Source organism: Pseudomonas sp. NPDC090201, from assembly GCF_044746825.1.
Lineage (GTDB): Bacteria > Pseudomonadota > Gammaproteobacteria > Pseudomonadales > Pseudomonadaceae > Aquipseudomonas > Aquipseudomonas putida_AD.
Genome location: NZ_JBIVCX010000003.1, coordinates 727,347 through 741,429, shown reverse-complemented (window position 1 = coordinate 741,429; position 14,083 = coordinate 727,347). Strand labels below are relative to the sequence as shown.

General features: G+C 63.1%; 13 protein-coding genes. 12 read left to right on the top strand and 1 reads right to left on the bottom strand.

The features are described 5' to 3' along the window. Positions 1-28 precede the first annotated feature (28 nt). The 10 genes from ACIPOO_RS13440 (at position 29) to ACIPOO_RS13395 (ending at position 9,507) form a co-directional block, all read left to right on the top strand. Positions 29-796 carry an SDR family NAD(P)-dependent oxidoreductase gene (locus ACIPOO_RS13440; protein ID WP_400607476.1) on the top strand — a complete coding sequence of 256 codons (768 nt, stop codon included), beginning with the start codon at positions 29-31 and terminating at the stop codon, positions 794-796. Positions 797-810: 14 nt separating this feature from the next. Beyond that, positions 811-1,566, top strand: coding sequence for an SDR family NAD(P)-dependent oxidoreductase (locus ACIPOO_RS13435; protein WP_400607473.1), 756 nt, complete (start codon positions 811-813; stop codon positions 1,564-1,566). Between the two features lie 165 nt (positions 1,567-1,731). Next, positions 1,732-2,553 carry an amino acid ABC transporter ATP-binding protein gene (locus ACIPOO_RS13430; protein WP_274133914.1) on the top strand — a complete coding sequence of 274 codons (822 nt, stop codon included), beginning with the start codon at positions 1,732-1,734 and terminating at the stop codon, positions 2,551-2,553. Positions 2,554-2,563: 10 nt separating this feature from the next. Beyond that, positions 2,564-3,235: an amino acid ABC transporter permease gene (locus tag ACIPOO_RS13425; protein WP_400607470.1), complete on the top strand. Its 672-nt coding sequence runs from the start codon at positions 2,564-2,566 to the stop codon at positions 3,233-3,235. Positions 3,236-3,245: 10 nt separating this feature from the next. Beyond that, positions 3,246-3,911, top strand: coding sequence for an amino acid ABC transporter permease (locus tag ACIPOO_RS13420; RefSeq protein WP_274133912.1), 666 nt, complete (start codon positions 3,246-3,248; stop codon positions 3,909-3,911). A gap of 47 nt (positions 3,912-3,958) precedes the next feature. Further along, entirely contained in the window at positions 3,959-4,840 is an 882-nt protein-coding gene (gene dapA, locus ACIPOO_RS13415) for a 4-hydroxy-tetrahydrodipicolinate synthase (protein ID WP_400607467.1), read from the top strand. A gap of 78 nt (positions 4,841-4,918) precedes the next feature. Continuing rightward, entirely contained in the window at positions 4,919-6,208 is a 1,290-nt protein-coding gene (locus ACIPOO_RS13410; protein WP_400607465.1) for an NAD(P)/FAD-dependent oxidoreductase, read from the top strand. An 11-nt stretch (positions 6,209-6,219) separates the two neighbouring features. Further along, the gene (locus ACIPOO_RS13405; RefSeq protein WP_400607463.1) at positions 6,220-7,701 is read left to right on the top strand and encodes an aldehyde dehydrogenase family protein; all 1,482 of its coding nucleotides are present in this window, start codon (positions 6,220-6,222) and stop codon (positions 7,699-7,701) included. A gap of 9 nt (positions 7,702-7,710) precedes the next feature. Then, entirely contained in the window at positions 7,711-8,733 is a 1,023-nt protein-coding gene (locus ACIPOO_RS13400; protein ID WP_274133908.1) for a proline racemase family protein, read from the top strand. A 69-nt stretch (positions 8,734-8,802) separates the two neighbouring features. Then, entirely contained in the window at positions 8,803-9,507 is a 705-nt protein-coding gene (locus ACIPOO_RS13395) for a GntR family transcriptional regulator (RefSeq protein ID WP_274133907.1), read from the top strand. A 642-nt stretch (positions 9,508-10,149) separates the two neighbouring features. On the opposite strand, the gene ACIPOO_RS13390 is transcribed toward ACIPOO_RS13395, so the two are convergent. Continuing rightward, on the bottom strand, positions 10,150-11,256 hold the full coding sequence (locus ACIPOO_RS13390; RefSeq protein ID WP_400607775.1) for a hypothetical protein: 1,107 nt from the start codon (positions 11,254-11,256) through the stop codon (positions 10,150-10,152). A 265-nt stretch (positions 11,257-11,521) separates the two neighbouring features. Here ACIPOO_RS13390 and ACIPOO_RS13385 point away from each other — a divergent pair, with 265 nt between their 5' ends. After that, complete coding sequence (locus ACIPOO_RS13385; protein ID WP_400607460.1) at positions 11,522-12,463, top strand: LysR substrate-binding domain-containing protein; 942 nt, start codon at positions 11,522-11,524, stop codon at positions 12,461-12,463. A gap of 132 nt (positions 12,464-12,595) precedes the next feature. Further along, a complete protein-coding gene (gene aldA, locus ACIPOO_RS13380) occupies positions 12,596-14,020 on the top strand; it encodes an aldehyde dehydrogenase (RefSeq protein ID WP_400607457.1) in 1,425 nt (474 codons plus the stop codon). Positions 14,021-14,083 lie beyond the last annotated feature (63 nt).

Below are 14,083 nucleotides of genomic sequence, written 5' to 3'. Positions count from 1 at the left end.
TCATTCAGCGCAATTCAGGGAGAGCCCCATGACCGATCTGGCACAACCACTGGCCGGGCAGACCATTCTGGTCACTGGCGCGTCCGGCGCCATCGGCAGCGCGATTGTCGAGCGACTGGCCGCCGAGGGCGCGCGCCCGATCATCCACTACAGCCGTGACCGGCAGGCAGCCGAGCAGTTGCTGGCGCGAGTGGGCGGCGACGGTTTCATCGTCCAGGCCGATCTGTCCGCCGAAGGTGGCGCCGATGGCCTGTGGGATCAGGCGCTGAGCCTGGCCGGGCGCATTGATGGCCTTGTCAATAACGCCGGCATTCGTACCGAGGTTTCAATCGATGCCGATGTGGATACCTGGCGCGCTGCCTGGAACCGCGAGTTTCAGGTCAACTTCTTCTCGGCAGTGGATCTGTGCCGTCAGGCCGTGAAGCACTTCCGCGAAAACGGCGGCGGCAAGATCGTCAACATGGCGAGCCGGGCAGGGCAGCGCGGCTACTCAGCCCAGGCACTGCCGTATGGCGCGACCAAGGCGGCGCTGATCAACCTGACCAAATCCATGGCTGCAAGCTTCGGCCCCCAGGGTGTGGTGGCGGTGGCCATCGCGCCGGGTTGGGTCAAGACCGAGATGGCCGACCAGTTCGTCGCCCAGTTCGGCAAGGCGGCAGCGGTGGCTGATATCCCGATTGGTGACATGGCTCAACCCTCGGAAGTGGCGGAACTGGTGGCGTTTGTGCTGCGCGACTCACAACGCTCTCTCAATGGCGCGACGCTGGATGTCAACGGCGCCAGTTATATTCGCTGACAGGAACTTCATACATGAAACGCTTTGCAGACAAAGTTGTGATTGTGACCGGTGGCGGTGGCGGAATTGGTTCGGCTATATGCCAGCGCTTTGCAGATGAAGGCGCCACGGTGGTGGTCACCGACATGAATAAGGAGGCGGCCCAGGCGGTTGTCAACGATATAACGGGCAAGGGTGGAAGTGCAGTGGCCATTGCGGCGGATATTGCTTCAGGTGATGCCTGCCGTGATCTGGTCCGGCAAGTTTTCGAAGCATTCGGGCGTATCGATGTACTGGCCAATAACGCCGGCATCAATCGCCGTGGCAACTTGCTGTCGCTGACCGAAGATGACTGGCACGCCAGCTTCGCGGTGAACCTTGATGCGATGTTTCATCTGTGCCGCGCGGTGTTGCCGCACATGATCGCCGCCGGTGGCGGGGCCATCGTCAACACTGCCTCGCAGTGGGGGCTGTACCCGGCGCCCAACCACATCGCCTACAACGTGACCAAGGCGGCGGTGGCGTCCTTTACCCAGAACCTGGCCCGGGATTACGCGCCGGACAAGGTACGGGTCAATGCCGTCTGCCCGGGCGAGGTGCACACGCCGATGCTCGAAGCCGGGGTCAGGCGTTCAGGTCGCACCATCGCCGACCTGGACCGGATGGTGCCCTTCGGGCGCATCGGCAAACCTGAAGAGGTGGCGGCACTGGTGGCGTTTCTGGCCAGCGACGAAGCGCAGTTCATGTGCGGCTCGTTAGTTGAAATAACCGGTGCACAAGCGGTCGCCTGATTTAACCCGCTATCAGGCAAGTCATTGGTGTTATCGAAACAACAAGAGCATGACGTGTTCAGTGCTCGCGGTGAAGTGTTGCCCGCGGGTACTGAAACTCACACTTTGCAACTTTACCGATTCCCGAAAACAGCCAACTTGCGGCGTTTTCCTGGAGAACCCGATATGACAGTTCCTCATCTCGTGGCCAGCACGCCACCGGTTTCGCTCGTCGACAACAAGCCAGGCGGCGACTTCATCCAGCTTCGCGACGTGTACAAATCCTATGGCGAAGGGTTGGTGGTCATGGATCGCCTGAGTCTGGACATGCGCGCCGACGACCGTCTGGTCATCATCGGCCCGAGCGGCAGCGGCAAGAGTTCGTTGCTGCGGGTGATGATGGGGCTGGAGAGCATTCAGGGCGGCACCATCAGTTTTCAGGGCAAGCCGTACATCGACGGCCAGGCGAAGAAATCCGGCAAGCCGCTGGACGCGCGCCTGCAGACCCAGGTCGGCATGGTGTTCCAGCATTACACGCTGTTCCCGCATCTCTCGGTGCTCGGCAACCTGATCCTCGCGCCAATGAAGGTCCATGGCCTGTCCCGGGCCCAGGCCACGGAGAAGGCTCGGTTGTTTCTTGCCCGTCTGGGCCTCGAAAGCAAGCTCAACGCCTGGCCCAGCCAGCTCTCGGGTGGGCAGAAGCAACGGGTGGCCATCGCTCGTGCGCTGATGCTCGAACCCAAGTTGATGCTGTTCGATGAAGTCACCTCGGCGTTGGACCCGGAAATGGTCATCGAGGTGCAGAACGTCATGCTGCAACTGGCCGAAGAAAAGATGGCGATGATCATCGTCACCCACGACATGCACTTCGCCCGACACATCGCCACCCGCGTGGTGTTCTGCGCCAACGGCAGGGTGGTCGAGCAGGGCCCGCCCGAGCAGATCTTCACCTCCCCCAGAGAGCCTCGCACCCGCGAGTTCCTGCAAAAAGTGCTGCATCTGGATTGAGGGCGCGACCATGAACTATCAGTTCGATTTTCACTTCCTGACCGGCAACTGGGGCGTGCTCTGGGATGGCCTGAAGGTCACCCTGGAGCTGGCGCTGATCTCCAATGTGGTGGGTGTGGTGCTGGGCTTCGGCCTGTGCCTGCTGACCCTGAGCCGCTGGTTTTTCGTCCGCTGGCCGGCGCAGCTGTTTATCGAGTTCTTTCGCTGCACCCCGGCGTTGCTGCAGATCGTCTGGTTCTTCTACTGCGTGCCGATGCTGTTCGACGTATTCATCGGCCCGATCACCATGGGCGTGCTGGCGCTGGGCCTGAACCTCACGGCCTTCAACGCCGAAGCCTATCGCGCCGGGGTTCAGGCGGTGCCTCGCGAGCATCTGGACGCCTGCGTCGCCCTGGGGCTCAAGCCTTGGCAGCGCACGCTGTACGTGATTCTGCCGCAGTCCCTGCGCACCGCGCTGCCGGTGCTGATGACCAACGGCATTTCGATCCTGCAACAGAGTGCGCTGGTGGCCATCGTCGCCGTCGCGGACCTGATGTACGTCGGCAAGAGCATCGCCACCGAGGCCTATCGCCCGCTGGAAACCTATTCGTTGATTGCCCTGATCTACCTCGCCCTGTCGCTGCCGATCGCGCAGTTCGTGCAGTGGCTGGAGCGTCGTCAGGACAGCGCCCTGGCGCGTTGAGGAGAAGCTCATGCAGATCGATTTCATGGTGGTGTTTTCTTACTGGCAGGTGCTGGCCAAGGGACTGGCGCTGACCCTGGCGTTCACCGTCAGCTGCGCGATCCTGGGCAGCCTGGGCGGGTTCTTCCTGAGCCTGTTGCGCCTCTCGAAAAACCGCTTCGTCAGCGTGCCGACCGGCCTCTACGTGGAGCTGTTTCGCGGAACACCCTTGCTGATCCAGCTGTTCTGGATCTTCTTCTGCCTGCCGGTGGTGTTCGGTATTTCGGTACCGCCGTTCGTGTCGGTGGCGCTGGCCCTGACCCTGTACATGACCGCGATCACCAGCGAGACCTTTCGCGGCGCGCTCAAGTCGATTCCCTCCGAGCAGCATGACGCCTGCGTCGCGCTCGGCGTGGCGCGCTGGAACAAGGTGCTCTACGTGATCTTCCCCCAGGCCCTGCTGCGTGCGGTTCCGCCGCTGCTTTCCAACGTGGTCAGCCTGTTCAAGGAGAGCGCGCTGATCTCCTCGGTGGGCATCGCTGACCTGATGTTCGTCGGCCAGAACATTTCCAACAGCACGGCGCGCCCGGTCGAGTTCCTCACCGCGGTGGCGGTCATCTATTTCCTCGTCGCGTTCCCGCTGACCCGGCTGGTCGGCGTGGTCGAGTCGCGAATGCTCAGACGCTACGCCTACTGAGCCAAGCCCTTACAAACCCCTGAATGCACCAAGTGGAGAGACGACCCATGCAACAACTCAAAGGCATCATGCCCGCCCTGGTTACCCCGTTCGACAAAAACGGCGCGGTGGATTACGACACCCTGGGCTCGCTGGTGGAGTTCCACCTCAAGCAAGGCGTCACCGGCCTCGTGCCGCTGGGTTCGACCGGCGAATCCTACGCCCTGACCAACGACGAGCGTCGTCAGGTCATGGCCACCGTGCGCGAAGTGGCAGGCAACCGCGCGATGCTGATCGCCGGGGCCAACGGTTCCTGCACCCGCGAGGTGATCGAGCAGGTGCGCCAAGCCCGCGACAGCGGCTACCGTAACGTGCTGGTGGCGCCGCCTTACTATGCGATCCCGACCCAGGAAGAATTGACCGGTCACTACCAGGCCATTCTCGATGCCGTGCCGGACATCAACGTGGTGCTCTACAACTACCCGATCCGTACCAACGTCGAAGTCGGCTACAGCGTGCTCGACGCCTTGAAGGACCACGACCGGGTGATCGCCATCAAGGAAAGCGCCGGCAACCTGCTGCGGGCCATCGAGATCGGCGACAAGTACAAGGGCAAGATCCAGCTGTCCTGCGGCTCGGACGATCAGGCGCTGGACTTCTTCCTGTGGGGCGCGACCAGCTGGATCTGCGCGCCGGCCAACTTCCTCGCGCCGCAGATCGTCTCGTTCTACAACAAATACACCTCCGGCGATCTGTCCGGTGCGCAACAGATCGTGCGTTCGATGTTCCCATTGATGAACAACCTGGAAAGCGGCAAGTTCATCCAGAAGGTCAAGTACGGCTGTGAGCTGGCCGGCTTCAAGGTCGGGGTGGCGCGCATGCCGCTGCTGCCGCTGACCGACGACGAGAAAACCGAATTCCGCAAGGAGTTCGAAAAGCTGTTGGGCTGATACCTTGCCCGCACCGATGCCCCGGGTGTCGGTGCGCGCGCCCTTGATCTCAATCCTGTCATGACCGAGAGCTTTTCTATGATGCCCATGCAATCTTCCACGCCGCTGCCGGGTGCAGAGTCGGCCCTGCGTGAAACCGCTGTCGTCGTGGGCGGCGGCATCGTCGGCGTGTGCTGCGCGTTGTACCTGCAGCGCGAGGGGTATCGGGTCACCCTGATCGACCCCGAAGCACCGGGCGACAGCACAGCCAAGTGGAGCTGCGGGCAGATGGCGGTCAGCGAAGTGATCCCGCTGTCCAAGCCCGGCATCCTGAAAAAGATCCCGGCCTGGCTGCTGGACCAGAAAGGTCCGCTGGCCCTGCGCCCCAGTGCGTTGCCGGGGATACTGTCGTGGTTCCTGCGCTTCGTCGCCTGTGCGCGGCATTCGCGGATCGTCGATATCTCCAACGAGATGGCGACTTTGACCCGCCACGTTTACACCGATTACGCACCGCTGCTCGAGGCCTGCCCGGACAAGACCCTGATGGGTGAACGGCCGATCATCGAAGTCTTCGACTCGGCTGCCGGCCTGCAGGGCGAAGCCGGACACATGGACCTGCGCCGCTCGCTGGGCTTTACGTCCGAAGTGCTGGACGCGGCGGCCATCGCCGACCTGGAACCGGCGCTGGCGGGAAAATTCAGCCACGGTCTGCTGTTCCCGGACTGGCGCGCTGTCAGCGACACCAAAGGTTTTATCGCGGCACTGACGGACAGTTTCGAAAAGCAGGGCGGGGTTCGGATTCGCAGTCAGGTTCGCCAACTGGATGAAAGCGCCGACCGCGCCACTGGCGTCACCCTGGCCAACGGCGAGCGGCATCGGGCCGACCATGTGGTGATCGCCGCAGGCACCGGGTCCAGTCGCTTCTTCCAGCAAGTGGGGAGCAAGGTCCCGTTGGCGGGAATCGCCGGGTATCAGGTGCTGCTGCCGGACGCCGGCGTCGATGTGCGCCATTCGGTGATCTACGCCGATGGCGGTTTCTGTTTCGCCCCCATGACCCGTGGCTTGCAGATCGGCGGGACCATCGAGTTCGCCGCTGCCGATGCGCAGCCCAATTTCAAGCGCGCCGAAATCATTCTGGAAAAAGCCCGCAGGATCCTGCCGGACCTCAAGCTCGACGACATCGAATACGGTGTCGGCTACCGGCCATTTTTGCCGGACACCAAGCCTGTGATCGACTGCAGCCAGCGCCTGGGCAACGTATTCATGGCCTTCGGTCACGGCCAGTTGGGCCTGACCCTGGGCGCGACCACCGGCCGCCTGATCGCTGACCTCGTGGCGGGCCGCAAGCCTGCCCAGGACCTCAAACCCTTTAGCGCCACCCGCTTTTGACGGAGCTGTTGATGAAATCCTATGCGCAGTTGTACATCGATGGACAATGGGTCAGCCCGGTCAAGGGCGGCCTTTTCGAAACGGTCGATCCTGCCAGTGAAGCGGTGATCGCCCAGGTGGCCGCCGCCACTTGCGAAGACATCGACCTGGCGGTGAAAGCTGCCCGTCGTGCGTTCGACGAAGGTCCCTGGCCGCAGATGAGCGGGGCAGAACGTGCCGCCGTGCTGCGGCGCATCGCCGAGGGTATTCGCGAGCGTCAACAAATGCTGGCGGAGCTTGAAGTGCGCGACAACGGCAAGCCTTTGCCCGAAGCGCTGTGGGACATCGGCGACACCGCCGGCTGCTTCGATTTCTACGCAGACCTTGCCCAGGGGCTGGACGATCAGCGCGAACAAAGCGTGGCGCTGGCCGATGAGCGTTTCAGCTCGGTGGCGCGCAAGGAGCCGGTGGGCGTGGCCGGGGCCATCATTCCCTGGAACTTCCCGATGCTGATGGCCGCCTGGAAAGTCGCGCCTGCACTGGCGGCGGGGTGCTCGATGGTGCTCAAGCCGTCGGAGATGACCCCGCTGACCGCGCTGGAACTGGCCGACATCGCCCATCAGGCCGGGCTGCCGGCCGGTGTCCTGAACGTGGTGCCGGGCCTGGGCCCTGATGCCGGTGCGCCGCTGAGCGAACATCCGGGCATCGACAAGCTGGCCTTTACCGGCAGCGTGCCCACCGGTTCGCGGATCATGCAGGCAGCGGCGCGGGACATCAAAAACATCAGCCTGGAGCTGGGCGGCAAGTCGCCGTTCATCATCTTCGATGACAGCGACATCGAGGCAGCGGTCGAGTGGATCATGTTCGGCATTTTCTGGAACCAGGGCGAGGTCTGCTCGGCCACGTCCCGGGTGCTGGTGCAGCGTGATCTGTATGAGCCGTTGCTGCAGCGGCTGGTGGAACAGACCCGCAGCCTGAAAATCGGCCAGGGCCTGGAAGAGGGCGTGTTGCTCGGCCCGCTGGTCAATCGTGGGCAGTATGACAAGGTGCTGGCGGCCATCGCCCGCGGGCAGGAAGAGGGCGCCACGCTGCTCTACGGGGGCACGCGTCCGGCCGGGTGCGACAAGGGCTTTTTCCTCACCCCGGCGATTTTTGCCGACGTGCCGCAGGACAGCTGGATCTGGAACGAGGAGATCTTCGGCCCCGTGGTGTGCGTGCGGCCATTCACCGATGAGGCCGAGGCTGTGCGCAGTGCCAACGACTCACGCTTCGGCCTGGCCGCAGCGGTGATGTCGGCCGACCTGCCACGGGCCGAGCGGGTGGCGCGCAAGCTGCGGGCCGGGATCGTCTGGATCAACTGCTCGCAACCGACATTCACCGAAGCGCCCTGGGGCGGTTACAAGCAGAGCGGCATCGGTCGCGAGCTGGGTGAGTGGGGCTTGAACAACTACCTGGAAACCAAGCAGATTACCCGTTATGACAGCCAGCAGCCCTGGGGCTGGTACATCAAATAGGAGCCGTTCATGCGCTGGAAGAAAACCCTGCAGATGGCCGATGTGCACTGCGAAGGCGAGATCGGCAAGGTGATAACCGGGGGCGTGCTGGATATCCCCGGCAAGACCATGCTCGACAAGATGAACTACATCAATGAGGTCGACGACAGCCTGCGCCGGCTGGTGGTGCTGGAACCGCGCGGCTGCCTGCAGATGTCGGTCAACCTTCTGCTGCCGCCGACCCGCCCCGAAGCCCAGGCCGGGTTCATCGTGCTGCAGGCCGACAAGGCGCACCCGATGTCCGGCAGCAACTGCATCTGTGTGGTCACCGCATTGCTGGAACTGGGGATTGTGCCGATGCAGGAACCCCGGACCACGGTGGTGCTGGACACCCCGGCGGGGCTGGTGACGGCCACGGCCGACTGTGAAGACGGGCGCTGCAAGCGTGTGTCGCTGGACATGGTGCCGGCGTTTGTCGAACAACTGGACGCCGTGATCGAGACCGAGGCGTTCGGCCCGATCAAGGCTGACATCGCCTTCGGCGGGGTGTACTACGCCCTGATCGATGTCGAGCAGATCGGCCTGACCATCGCCCCTGAAAATGCGCGGGCCCTGGCGACCCACGGTGTGCAGCTGCGCGGCCTGATCAACCAACAGGTCTCGGTGAGCCATCCGACACTGCCGTCGATCAATGAAGTGGCCTACGTGATGTTTCGCAATCGCGTGGACGACAGCACCTGGCAAACCTGCACCACCTTGCCGCCGGGCAGGGTGGATCGCTCGCCCTGCGGCACCGGCAGTTCGGCCAACCTCGCGACGCTCGCGGCCCGGGGCAAGGCGGTGCCGGGAGACCGGCTGACGTCGCGCTCGACCATTGGCGGCGAGTTCAAGGTCGAGCTGCTGGGCTTGACCGAAGTGGGGGAGCGCGCCGCGGTGCTGCCTCGGGTGACGGGCCGGGCGTGGGTCTACGGACTGCACCAGATCGGCGTCGACCCGGATGATCCGTTGGCGGCCGGTTTTATGCTGAGTGATACTTGGGGCGATGGTTTTTAACCTGGCCTGCGCTGGTGTAGAGTTGCGCGCCGGTCCATTGCCCGGCCGCATTGCCGAGAACAAGACCTGATGAGCAAAGACACCGCTGAACCCAGTGCCAAGCGCCATGGCGGGCGCTATATCTATGAGGAGCTGCGCAAGCAGATCCTGACCCTGAAACTCAAGCCCGGCGTGCCGCTGGACGAGGTGTCGCTGGCCGCCCAGTTCGGCCTGTCGCGCTCGCCGGTGCGCGATGCGCTGGCGCGTCTGATCAGTGAGGGGCTGGTGACCATCCTGCCCAACCGCACCACGCTGGTGACGCCGTTCGAGATCGAGGAATTTCCCAATTACGTATCGGCTTTGGACCTGATCCAGCGCGCCGTGACGCGGCTGGCGGCGCTGCACCGGACCGAGGAGGATCTGGTGCGCATCCGCGCAGCTGATGCGGCGTATCTGGAGGCGGTGACCTCGGGGGATTTCCAGGCGATGTCGGAGATCAACAAGGCCTTTCACATGGCCATCGCCGACGCGGGCAAGAACCCGTACTTCATCAGCTATTACGAGAAACTGCTGGGAGAGGGGCAGCGGTTGCTGCACCTGCATTTCGATTACATCGTGAGTTCTGTCAGCAGTTCGACGCAACTGGGCCGCGATCACGACGAAATCATCGACGCCATCACCGCCCGCGACGCCGACAAGGCCGAACAGGCCGCGCACGAACACACCATGCTGTTCCAGCGGCGTTTTCTGGCGTATCTGCAGCAGAACCTGACCCAGGGGATGTCGGTGAAGTAGCCGAATCCAACACCGCCCCGTAGGAGCGCGCTTGCCCGCGACAGCGTCAGACCAGACACCACGATGGCGAATGACCCACCGCCTTCGCGGGCAAGCCCGCTCCCACAGGTTCGGCACAAGCTCCGGATTTCGTGACCACCCCGATCCGTAGCAGCCGGGCTTGCCCGCGGGGGCGATTTCGAGACCGCCCCCGCCGGCAAGCCGTGCTGCTACGGGTCCTGTGTGAACGCTAATTTCACGCCAACCTCGATCCCCCGTAGGAGCGCGCTTGCCCGCGATAGCGTCAGACCAGCCACCACGATGCCGAATGACCCACCGCCTTCGCGGGCGAGCCCGCTCCCACAGGTTAGGCGGCGTGCTCATTGTTGTGGGCACCCTGAAAACCCGTAGCAGCCGGGCTTGCCCGCGGGGACGATCTTGAGACCGCCCCCGCCGGCAAGCCGTGCTGCTACGGGTCCTGTGTGAACGCCAATTTCACGCCAACCTCGATCCCCCGTAGGAGCGCGCTTGCCCGCGACAGCGTCAGGTCAGACACCACGATGCCGAATGACCCACCGCGGTCGCGGGCAAGCGCGCTCCTACGGCATTTGGCCAGAATCACACCGCAAACCCCGTAGCGGCCTGGCTTGCCGGAGATGGGGTCTAGAAGTAATACCCCACGTTCACGTACACCTGGTTTTCCCACTGGTTGCTGCCGCCGGCGCCCAGGCTCTGGGCGTAGTCGCTGCCGCCGATGTAGGGATCGTTCTTGCCGATCAGCCATTCGGTGGCGACCCAGAGTTTGCTCACCGAGAACGAGCTGCCGAGGATCACCCGCTGGGAGTCTTCATAACCTGAAGCGGACTTCTGATAGGCGCTGTAGTTGGCGTACAGCTTGACCCCACTGATCTGGTCGAACAGGTACTTGCCACTCACGTCGTAGCTCAGGTCGGCGACGTACAGGTTGGCGCGGCTGGCGACGTTGTAGGTGCCGTCGTAGCCGCCAAAGGTCACCACCTGGTCAGTACCGGGGTTGCGCGGCGACATCTGCTGGCGCGCCGCCTGCAATTGCACGCCCCACGGGCCGTTCTTGCCGATGTAGTGCACGGCCACCGCGTTGCGTCGGCCGTCGCGGTCGGTGTCGTTGTTTTCCAGTGTCGAGGTCAGACCCGACACGCCGACTTCAGAGGTCCAGGGCCCGACATCCAGCGCCTTGGCCACCCGCAGCACGACGGTATTGCGTTCCTGGTTGTCGCTGCCATCGGCCACATAGCTGTCTGCCTGGGAAACGACGCTGGAATACGTGCGGCCATGGCTGGTGCCCTTGCCTTGCCACGCGGGACGTACGTAGTAGCCGGCCTGAATGTTCCAGTCGCCGTGCTGCTGAATGTACTTGGCGCCCATTTCCTCGACGTCTTCCAGGCCCACCACGTTGCCGAGGGTCTCGAAAAACGTGCTGCCAAAATACGGCTGCAAGCCGAACGGCACCTGATTGAGCCCCACCTGAATCTGTTGCTCGGGGTTGAACTTGTAGCCTACCCAGGCGTATTCCGGGAACGACACATCGCCCACGTGCTTGGTGTATTTGTACGGATAGGAGTGACCATAGAAACGGTACTTGGCCGCACCGATCCAGCTGTCGGAGGTGTATTTGGCGGTGAGGAAGACCGTGTCGAAGTTGAATTTCTGGATGTCGCGATCCGGGTCGTAATCCCAGCGCGCACGAATGGCGCCGCCAAGGTCCAGGTGGTCGGTGACCTGCACGGCCATCGCCGGAGAACAGCAGACACACAGAAGGGTGAAGCACGACGCAGACAGCCGCAGGGAAGTGCAGGAAGGCATGGAACGCTCTCGCTTGTTTTTATTAGATGGCGCGCAGTCTTGTGATCCTGCCTGCAATCGACAAACGATAAATTGTCCGGGCAAACCTTCATCAAATGCATGTTACTGGGCGGAAAGTGGTGCAGGGCTCTGGCAGTACCGGGTGGGTCCATGGGATATTCGCCGCGTTTTCTGCCCCGACCGAGAGCGACACATGAAGCGCAAAATGCCCGGCCTCAACGCCCTGAAGGCTTTTGAAGTGGCCGGCAGCACCGGCAGTTTTACCCGCGCCGCCGAGCTGTTGAACGTGACCCAGAGCGCGGTCAGCCGGCAGGTTCGCCAACTGGAAGAGCAGTTGGGCGAAACCCTGCTGGAGCGCCGACACCATCATCTGGACCTGACCAGCGCCGGCCGCGTGCTGTTGCGAGCCCTGCACCAGTCCTTCGACAAGATCGAGATGACCGTGCGCAGCCTGCAACAGAAATCCCACTCCAATCGCCTGCGCATCAACGCGCCGCCCACCTTCACCAGCCGCTGGCTGATGCCGCGCCTGGGCCGCTTGCGCGAGCAGCACCCGGAGCTGGAACTGAGCATCAGCACCCGCTTGCAGGACAGCCTGGCGGAAACCAGCGTGCTCGACTGCGCCATTCGTTTCGGCAATGGCGAGTGGGACGGGCTGGACAGCTCGCTGCTGTTTCAGGAGCGGCATGTGGCGGTCTGCGCGCCGTCATTACTCGCTCGTGAATCCAGCGAGGAGGGTGTGGATTTCAACCGCATGACCCTGCTCCACGTGCTGGCCAGCGAGGACCAGCGCTACCTGACCTGGAAACACTGGCTCGATGCCGCGCGCATCCACGGCGTCGATACCCAGGGCGGCTACGAGTTCGACCTGCTGGACCTGGCGATCCGCGCGGCCACCGAGGGACTGGGCATTACCATCGCCGACTGGCACATGGTGGTGCCGGAACTGGCCGCCGGCGAGTTGACCCAGGTGCTCAACGTGCATGTCGAGGGGCATCAGTCGTACTGGCTGGTGACCCGTCCCGAGCAGGATTTGCCGCAATTGCAGGTGTTCGGGCAGTGGTTGCAGGAAGAAATCTGGCTCAGCCAACGCCAGCTCGAACCGTCTACGGCGGCCCTTACATCCATTCCGTGACCGAACGGGTAGGGTGTCGGGCAGTAACCTGCGTTTTATGAATGTTTGCCAGTGCAATAAATCGTTTGTGGCCGCCGTTGCGGATGACAAGACTGATCGTCATTCGGATAAAAACAACGGTGGACGCCCCACATGCGACTCGAACGAAATTTCATCAACGGCCAGTTTGTCGAGCCTGCCGACAGCGCACAGATCGCCGTGTACAACCCGGCCACCGAAGCGCTGGTCGGTCACGTCCCGGCCGCCACCTCCGGGCAGGCACTGGCTGCGGTGGATGCCGCTGCCGCTGCGCAGAAAACCTGGGGCGGCCTGACCAGCATCGAGCGCGGTGAACACCTGCGTGCCCTGGCCGATGCCCTGGATGCCTGCGCAGAAAACATTGGTGTAGCGCTGGCCGCCGAATCCGGCAAGAGCGTCGCCGACGCCAGTAACGAAGCGCGCTATGCCGCGCAGATCACCCGCTACCACGCCGAATGGGCACGCCGAATCGAAGGCGAGATCATTCCCAGCGACACCCCCAACGAGAACCTGCTCCTGCAACGCCAGCCCATCGGCGTGGTGGCGGCACTGATTCCGTTCAACTACCCGGTCTACACCCTGTTGCGCAAGATCGCCCCGGCGCTGATCGCAGGCAACACCGTGGTGGTGCGCCCGAGCAACAACACGCCGATTTCGGCCTTTGAAATCGCCCGGGCCGTTGAGCAGTCGGGCATCCCGGCCGGCGTCATCAACATCCTGACCATGGACCACGCCACTGCGGCGAGCCTGTGCACGCACAAGGCCGTGGGCATGATTACCCTGACCGGCAGCGTCAAGGCCGGGCGCATCGTGCTCGACTACTGCAAGGAAAACATCGCCAAGCCGTCGCTGGAACTGGGCGGCAAGACCCCGGCGATCATCGAGCCGGACGCTGATCTGGAAAAGGCTGCCAGCGACATCATCGCCTCCAAGACCACCCACTGCGGCCAGTTGTGCACAGCGGTGGAGCGTGTCTACGTTCATGAAGGCGTGCACGACCAATTCCTCGCGCTGCTCAAGGCCAAAATTTCTGCCGTCGCCTACGGTGACCGCGCCGAGGATGCCTCGCGCATGGGCCCGCTGGTCAGTGCCAGCGCGCAACAGAACATTCACGCCATGGTCGAGCGTGCCATCGGCGAAGGCGCGGTGCTGGAGGCGGGCGGCGTGCTGCCGGTCGGCAAGGGACATTTCTATCCGCCGACGCTGCTGAGCAACTGCCGCCAGGACATGGAAATCGTCCAGGAAGAAATCTTCGGCCCGGTGCTGCCGGTGCTCAAGTACCGCGACATCGACCAGGCGCTGGCGTTTGCCAACGATCACCAGTTCGGCCTGTCGTCGGTGCTCTATACCGAGAGTTACCGCACGGCGATGAAAGTCGGCAATGCCATCGAAGCCGGCGAGCTGTACGTCAACCGCACGCCCGCCGATCCGTACCAGGGCTTTCACGCCGGCTGGAAACGCTCGGGTCTCGGTGGCGATGACGGCAAGCACGGCATGCTCGAATTCACTCAGACCCGTTTGGTCGTACTGAAGTACTAGCGCCAAGCCTCAAGCTTCAAGCTGCAAGAAAAAACGCATCGCGTTTAAGCAGCGGTAAGTGAC

Coding starts and splice junctions, on each gene's coding strand:
- aldA (WP_400607457.1), top strand. CDS start 12,596: ATGCGACTCGAACGAAATTTCATCAACGGCCAGTTTGTCGAGCCTGCC.
- ACIPOO_RS13430 (WP_274133914.1), top strand. CDS start 1,732: ATGACAGTTCCTCATCTCGTGGCCAGCACGCCACCGGTTTCGCTCGTC.
- ACIPOO_RS13385 (WP_400607460.1), top strand. CDS start 11,522: ATGAAGCGCAAAATGCCCGGCCTCAACGCCCTGAAGGCTTTTGAAGTG.
- ACIPOO_RS13435 (WP_400607473.1), top strand. CDS start 811: ATGAAACGCTTTGCAGACAAAGTTGTGATTGTGACCGGTGGCGGTGGC.
- ACIPOO_RS13390 (WP_400607775.1), bottom strand. CDS start 11,256: ATGGCCGTGCAGGTCACCGACCACCTGGACCTTGGCGGCGCCATTCGT.
- ACIPOO_RS13400 (WP_274133908.1), top strand. CDS start 7,711: ATGCGCTGGAAGAAAACCCTGCAGATGGCCGATGTGCACTGCGAAGGC.
- ACIPOO_RS13420 (WP_274133912.1), top strand. CDS start 3,246: ATGCAGATCGATTTCATGGTGGTGTTTTCTTACTGGCAGGTGCTGGCC.
- ACIPOO_RS13440 (WP_400607476.1), top strand. CDS start 29: ATGACCGATCTGGCACAACCACTGGCCGGGCAGACCATTCTGGTCACT.
- ACIPOO_RS13410 (WP_400607465.1), top strand. CDS start 4,919: ATGATGCCCATGCAATCTTCCACGCCGCTGCCGGGTGCAGAGTCGGCC.
- dapA (WP_400607467.1), top strand. CDS start 3,959: ATGCAACAACTCAAAGGCATCATGCCCGCCCTGGTTACCCCGTTCGAC.
- ACIPOO_RS13425 (WP_400607470.1), top strand. CDS start 2,564: ATGAACTATCAGTTCGATTTTCACTTCCTGACCGGCAACTGGGGCGTG.
- ACIPOO_RS13405 (WP_400607463.1), top strand. CDS start 6,220: ATGAAATCCTATGCGCAGTTGTACATCGATGGACAATGGGTCAGCCCG.
- ACIPOO_RS13395 (WP_274133907.1), top strand. CDS start 8,803: ATGAGCAAAGACACCGCTGAACCCAGTGCCAAGCGCCATGGCGGGCGC.